We start from the raw sequence: 6,085 nt of genomic DNA, 5'->3' as shown, positions 1-6,085 counted from the left end.
CCCCCGCCCCAGGCACAGTTACCCCAGGGTGGGACGGCGGGAGACGGGTGGCGAAGGGAGCCAGGCGGGGTGCGAAGCGCGAACCCGGTGCTGGACCGGTTGGACGACACCAGCCGGGAAGACCGGCTGTCCGGGGACGCGGAGGCGGTGACGGTCGACGACGTGGCGGTCCGTGCCGTCGGGCTGCTGCTGCTCACCGGCATGGTCGCGGCGGTCGCCTGGGTGGTCGTACCCCCGGCGTTGTGGCTGCCCGCGGCGCTGGCCGGCACCGCGCTGGCCGGCGTGGCGCTGGTTCTGGTGATCTCGCTGCGCGGCATCACCCACCCGGCCCCGATCATCGGGTACGCCCTGCTCCAAGGGCTGCTGCTGGGCGTGGCCAGCCGGACCTTCGAGGCGGTCTACCCCGGGATCGTGGCGCAGGCCGTCGTGGGCACGTTCGGGGTGTTCCTCGGCATGGCGCTGCTCTACCGGGCCCGGGTGATCCGGGCCACCCCACGTCTGGCCCGGCTGGTGATCGGCACCCTGCTCGGGGTGCTCGCGGTGACCCTGGTGAACCTGGTCTTCCGGCTCCTCACCGGGCGGCCGGGGGTGGAGATCTACAGCCTCACCGGCCAGGTGGGCTGGCTACCGTACGTGTTCTCCGGAGTGGCCATCATCGCCGGGGCGTTGAGTTTCATCCTCGACTTCGACCAGATCGAACGTTCCGTCCGGGACGGCCTGCCCCGCCGGTACGCCTGGCTCTGCGCCTTCGGGTTGCTGGTCGGATTGATCTTCCTGTACTGGCAGATCCTCCGGTTGCTCAGCTACCTGCGGCGTTGACCGCCGGCCCGCCCGCCCGCCGTAGACTCTCCGGCGATGAGCGCAGCGGAACTGGACCGGGCCGTTAGGTTGCTGACCCGTCAGGTGGGGCACTGGCAGCAGCCGCGCTGGGCGGCCGTGCCGGACGGCGGCGACGCGTCCCGCGCGGACCTGATGCACCGGCTGGTGCAGGAGCTCGCCGACCTGGGCGCGGACGCCGAGAGTGAACCGTGCCGGCCGGTACCCCGGCTGCCGAACGATCTGGCGCTGGTCGACCAACTCCGGGTGGTCGCCGCCGACCTGATCGCGGCCGGGCCGTCCGGCGCGGTGCTGGCCCGGGCCGCCGCCGCCGTGACGGCGACGCGGGCCGCGCTCTGACCGGTCAGCCCTTCAGCCAGCGGCGCACCTTCCGACGACCGGCCCGCTCGCGGGCGGCGGCGACGGCGGGCAGCTCCCGGTCGGCGGCCGCCGCCTGCCGAGCGTGCAGCAGCCCGTACGTGAAGGTGTTCCCGCCGTCGGCGTACACGCGCAACGCCTCCCGCCGCAGCACCTCCCGCGTCATCACCGAGTCCTGGTACGCGCCGAGCCGATTCTGGAGGTCCTTCAGTCGGCTCAGCAGCGTGGCGGCGGGTTTGCCCACTGCGGGCTCGCGTACCTCGACGGCGTAACGCGCCACCTTGTACGCCTTGCGCGCCTCGTGCAGCGCGGCGTCCCGCTCCGGGCCCTGCTCGCAGGCGAGGAGGGCGGAATCCAGCCGGTGGTCGGCGCGGGTCAGGGCCCGCCGGACCCGCCGGGTCACCCACCGTTGCGTGACCGTACGCGCCGGCCGGCCCTCCACCAGCCGGTCCAACCGACTGAGCAGCTCCGGATACCGGTCGGAGTCGAACGCCCGCCCCAACCCGTCCAGGGCCGTGGCAGCGTCGGCGGCGAACCGCTCCGCGATCCGCGCGGCGACCGGGCCGAGCACCAGCTCGGGTGGTTCGGCGTGCACGGCCGTTTCGAGCCGGGCCGCCATCACCTGGGCGTCCCGCACGGCACCCAACTGCGCCCCGAGCCACCGCAGCTCGGCGCGGAGCTCCCCGCTCTCCGGCCGGTCCCACAGGCCCCGGAAGGTCCGCAGCGTGGCGCGCAGCCGGCGGATCGCCACCCGCATGTCGTGAACGGCGTCCTCGTCGCCGTGCCGGGCGGCCGGATGGTTCGCGATCAGCGCGTCCCGTTGGGCGCGGAGGTGGTCGAGCACGGCAGCGGCCGCCGGATCCGTTCGCGGCCGGTCCGCGACGGCGGCGAGCCGGCCACCGAGTGCCCGGTGGGACTTCGAGACCGAGACCGGCCGGGCCCCGGCCGCCCGCAGCCGCTCCTGCACCGCGTCCAGCAGCGGGTCGTCGCCGTCGACCAACTCGACCTCGACCTCGTGCCAGGTCTGCCGTTCGTCGCTGACCAGGTCGTGACTCTCGACGGCGTCCTGGGCGACCTCGGCCAGCACCCGGCCCTGCTCGTCGAGCAGGCGGTGCTCCCGCCGCCGGGTGGTGACCCGGGCGGCGGGAGCCACCGGCGCGCCCCGGGCGGCGGCCCGGTAGAGCCCGACCAGCTCGGCGGGTGGTTCGACGTCGTCCGGGCCGGCCGGGAACTGGTACTCGGTGCGGGGACCGCCGGCCGCACCGACCTTCAGGTGCCAACCCGCGTCGTGACCGCCGGTGCGTCGGCGCAGCGCGTAGCCGCTGCGGGCCAGCCGCAGGTCCGCGGTGTCGTGATAGACCGCGTCCAGGTCGAAGGCGGTCGCGTCGGACATGCTCGCGACGCCACCGCAGCCCGTCAGGTCCGGCAGCCGGAAACCGTCGTCGCCGGCGTACTTGCGTTCCCGCTCCACCACAGCAGCCATGCCGGTCGGATACCCGGACGCGGTGCCGGCGAATCGACGGTCAGCTCAGCCGCTCCAGCACCATCGCCATGCCCTGGCCGCCGCCGACGCACATGGTCTCCAGGCCGATGGTCCGGTCGTGCCACTGCAGCGCGTTGAGCAGGGTTCCGGTGATCCGGGCGCCGGTCATGCCGAATGGGTGGCCGACGGCGATGGCGCCACCCATCACGTTCAGCTTCTCCTCGGCGATGCCGAGCTGCCGGTAGGAGGGGATCACCTGGGCGGCGAACGCCTCGTTGATCTCGACCAGGTCGACGTCGTCGATCGTCATGCCGGCCCGCCTGAGTGCCTGCCGGGACGCCTCGACCGGGCCGAGACCCATGATCTCCGGCGACAGCGCGGTCACGCCGGTGGAGACGATCCGGGCCAGCGGAGTCAGCCCGAGGTCCTTCGCCCGCTGGGCGCTCATCACCACCACCGCGGCGGCGCCGTCGTTGAGTGGACAGCAGTTGCCGGCGGTGATCCGGCCGTCGGGGCGGAACACCGGCTTGAGCCCGGCCACCGCCTCCAGGGTCACCCCGGGGCGCGGCCCGTCGTCGGCGCTGACCACGGTGCCGTCCGGAGTCGTCACCGGGGTGATCTCCCTGGCCCAGAAGCCGTCGGCGATCGCCTTCTCGGCCAGGTTCTGGCTGCGTACGCCGAACGCGTCCATGTCCTCGCGGGTCACGTCGTACGCCTGGGCCAGGTTCTCGGCGGTCTGCCCCATGGCCAGGTAGAGGTCCGGCAACTCGCCGGCCTCGCGGGGGTCGGTCCACACCTCGGCGCCGCCCTCGGCCCGCCGCTTCGAGCGTGCCTGCGCCGCGGCGAAGCGCGGGTTCTCCCAGCCGCCGCCGACCAGCGCCTGCGCCTCCGGCGGCAGGGTGTCCGAGTTGCCCCGGGCGTACCGGGAGACCATCTCCACCCCGGCGGAGACGAACACATCGCCCTCACCGGCCCGGATCGCGTGCATCGCCATCCGGGTCGTCTGCAACGACGAGGCGCAGTAGCGGGTCAGCGTCGCCCCGGGCAGGCCGTCCAACCCCATCAGCGTGGCGACCACCCGAGCCATGTTGAAGCCCTGTTCGCCGCCGGGCAGGCCGCATCCGAGGTACAGGTCGTCGATCTCGGCGGGGTCGAGTCCGGGAACCTTGTCCAGCGCGGCCTGGACGATGGTCGCGGCGAGATCGTCCGGGCGGACGTCGCGCAGCGAACCCTTGAACGCGCGTCCGATCGGGGACCGGGCGGTGGCGACGATGACGGCGTCGCGGGACGACTCAATCGGCATGAACCAACGTTAACCCGCGAGTAACTTCGGGTGGAAGGAGCCCACCCGGCGGGAAATGTCACCCCGGATGGGCCGCTCAGTGCGGGGAGGCCGCGGTTGCCGCGGCGGCGACCGCGGGAAGCAGGGCGTGCGCCCAGACCCGGTAGCCGTCGGCCGAGGGGTGGAAGCCGTCGTGGCAGAGCGTACCGGCGTCCGCCCGGAACACCGGCCCGGTCTCGGTCGCCAGGTCGACCACGCTTCCGCCGGCGTCGAGCACGGCCGCGGTCTGGGCGCGCGCGATCCGCCGACCCGACCAGCCGAGCACCTGCCGCAGCGGCTGCGCCACCGCCCGTACCGCGCCGAGGTCGGGACAGGTGCCCACCACGACCTGTACGCGCGCCTCACGCAGCCGGCGCACCGCCGAGGCGAGGTACGCCGCCGCCTCGGCCGGACGGCGCAACCCGGTGGCGTCGTTGGCCCCGATCAGGATGACCGCGACGTCCGGGCGTTCGCCGAGCAGTGCCCGGGCCACCTGGGTGGCCAGATCCGTCGAGCGTGAACCCGAGACACCCACGCTGGACAGGTGCACCCGCCGCCCGACCGGCCCCTCGGCCAGCAGGTGGGCGAGTTGCCCGCCGACGGTCTCGTCGAAGCGCTCCACCCCGACGCCCAGGGCGGAGGAGTCGCCGAGCAGCACCAGCCGCAGCGACGGGGCGTTGGCCCGGCCCACCGTGGCCCGCAGCGCCAGGCCGAGTTCCGGCTGGGCGTAGCTGCGCCCACGGGCGGCCACAGCCTGCCCGGCGAGCACCGCGGCGCCGCCGATCGTGCCGGCCACCAGGGAGACGGCCGCCGCCTTTCCGAGCCGGAGCGCCAACTCGGCACCGACCGACCGTTCGCTCATGCCGTTCCCTCCCTGCGGTCGGGACCGCCATGAGGCTTTCGGGCGCTGAGCTGGCTGATTCGCTCGCTGCGCTCGCTCATGCCGTTCCCTCTAGTGTCGGTGAGTCGGCGACGGCACCGGGCTGCGGCATCACCCCGACGCCGAAGAAGGTCCGCCGGCGCAGTTGGGCCCAACGGCCGGCCGGCCCCCGGTCGTGCCCGCGGACCTGGGTGCCGCTGACCTCCGTGCCGGCGTGCCGCGCCGCCTCCTGGGCAGCCTGCGGCAGCGAGCGTACGCCCTCGCCGCGGCCGAGGACAGGCCGGCGTTCCGGGCCCATGCCGAGGGCGGAGATCACGGTGGGTAGCAGCGCGGCGGCAGCCACCGCATACCCCTCCGCCGAGGGATGGAACCGGTCCCAGGCGAACATCCGGGACGGTTCGGCCGCGAAGCGGGGGCCGAGCAGGTCGCCCAGGGAGACCGTCCAACCGCCCGCCTCGACCACCGCCACCGTCTGGGCGGCGGCGAGCTGCCGGCTCCACCGCCGGGCCAGCCAGCGCAGCGGCGGCTGGATCGGCTGGATCGCGCCCAGGTCCGGGCAGGTGCCGACGACCACCTCACAGCCGGCGGCGCGCAGCGCGCGGACCGCGTCCACGAGGTGGCGCACCGCCAGGGCCGGTGGGGTGCGGTTGGTGACGTCGTTGCCGCCGACCAGGATCACCGCGACGTCCGGGTCGCTCTCCAGCGCGGACTCGACCTGCGGCCTCAGACCGGCCGACAGGGCGCCGACCACGGCGAAGCGGCGCAGCCGGACCGGGCGGTGCAGTCGCCGGGACAGCGCGGTGGCCAGCAAGGCGCCCAGCGTCTCCCGCCGGCGGTGCACCCCGTAGCTGGCCGCCGAGGAGTCACCCAGGATCACCATGGTCAGCGGTGGGCCGGGCAGCTTCGCGCCGTAGACGCCATCACAGCGCGGCGGGGGCGCCTCGGCCATCGGAATCGTGCGCCGGGCCTGCCGGGCCTGCCCGACCAGCACCCCGCCGGTGGCGACCACGGCCGCTGCGGTGGCACCCGTGCCGATCGCCGCCACCCGGGCGAGCTGGCGGACGCGCTGCCAGCGCGGATCGAGCTCCCGGCGCGAATCGACCGGTACGACGGAACCAGGCACCCCCATACCAGCGACATTATCGCGCCGGCACGACACACCGCCGACCCGCGGACCCGGCAGCCAATGCCTCGGCCCGACCATCAG

General features: G+C 74.5%; 6 protein-coding genes. 2 read left to right on the top strand and 4 right to left on the bottom strand.

Annotated elements, in window-relative coordinates:
- Positions 1-69: 69 nt before the first annotated feature.
- Both E1166_RS14560 and E1166_RS14555 read left to right on the top strand, forming a co-directional pair.
- Positions 70-819, top strand: a complete 750-nt coding sequence (locus E1166_RS14560; RefSeq protein WP_132339269.1) for a Bax inhibitor-1/YccA family protein — start codon at positions 70-72, stop codon at positions 817-819.
- Between the two features lie 36 nt (positions 820-855).
- Positions 856-1,176, top strand: coding sequence for a hypothetical protein (locus tag E1166_RS14555; RefSeq protein WP_132339267.1), 321 nt, complete (start codon positions 856-858; stop codon positions 1,174-1,176).
- Between the two features lie 4 nt (positions 1,177-1,180).
- On the opposite strand, the gene E1166_RS14550 is transcribed toward E1166_RS14555, so the two are convergent.
- From E1166_RS14550 to E1166_RS14535, 4 genes are all read right to left on the bottom strand, one after another.
- Positions 1,181-2,677 carry a CYTH and CHAD domain-containing protein gene (locus E1166_RS14550; RefSeq protein ID WP_132339265.1) on the bottom strand — a complete coding sequence of 499 codons (1,497 nt, stop codon included), beginning with the start codon at positions 2,675-2,677 and terminating at the stop codon, positions 1,181-1,183.
- A 40-nt stretch (positions 2,678-2,717) separates the two neighbouring features.
- Positions 2,718-3,980: an acetyl-CoA C-acetyltransferase gene (locus E1166_RS14545; RefSeq protein WP_132339263.1), complete on the bottom strand. Its 1,263-nt coding sequence runs from the start codon at positions 3,978-3,980 to the stop codon at positions 2,718-2,720.
- A 76-nt stretch (positions 3,981-4,056) separates the two neighbouring features.
- Entirely contained in the window at positions 4,057-4,860 is an 804-nt protein-coding gene (locus tag E1166_RS14540) for an SGNH/GDSL hydrolase family protein (RefSeq protein WP_132339261.1), read from the bottom strand.
- A 76-nt stretch (positions 4,861-4,936) separates the two neighbouring features.
- Positions 4,937-6,007 carry an SGNH/GDSL hydrolase family protein gene (locus E1166_RS14535; protein WP_132339259.1) on the bottom strand — a complete coding sequence of 357 codons (1,071 nt, stop codon included), beginning with the start codon at positions 6,005-6,007 and terminating at the stop codon, positions 4,937-4,939.
- Positions 6,008-6,085 lie beyond the last annotated feature (78 nt).

The sequence above is a fragment of the Micromonospora sp. KC213 genome (assembly GCF_004348325.1).
Classification (GTDB): domain Bacteria; phylum Actinomycetota; class Actinomycetes; order Mycobacteriales; family Micromonosporaceae; genus Micromonospora.
Note: the sequence above shows the minus strand (reverse complement) of the source record. Positions and strands in the feature narration are given on the sequence as shown.

Coding starts and splice junctions, on each gene's coding strand:
- E1166_RS14550 (WP_132339265.1), bottom strand. CDS start 2,677: ATGGCTGCTGTGGTGGAGCGGGAACGCAAGTACGCCGGCGACGACGGT.
- E1166_RS14555 (WP_132339267.1), top strand. CDS start 856: ATGAGCGCAGCGGAACTGGACCGGGCCGTTAGGTTGCTGACCCGTCAG.
- E1166_RS14540 (WP_132339261.1), bottom strand. CDS start 4,860: ATGAGCGAACGGTCGGTCGGTGCCGAGTTGGCGCTCCGGCTCGGAAAG.
- E1166_RS14545 (WP_132339263.1), bottom strand. CDS start 3,980: ATGCCGATTGAGTCGTCCCGCGACGCCGTCATCGTCGCCACCGCCCGG.
- E1166_RS14535 (WP_132339259.1), bottom strand. CDS start 6,007: ATGGGGGTGCCTGGTTCCGTCGTACCGGTCGATTCGCGCCGGGAGCTC.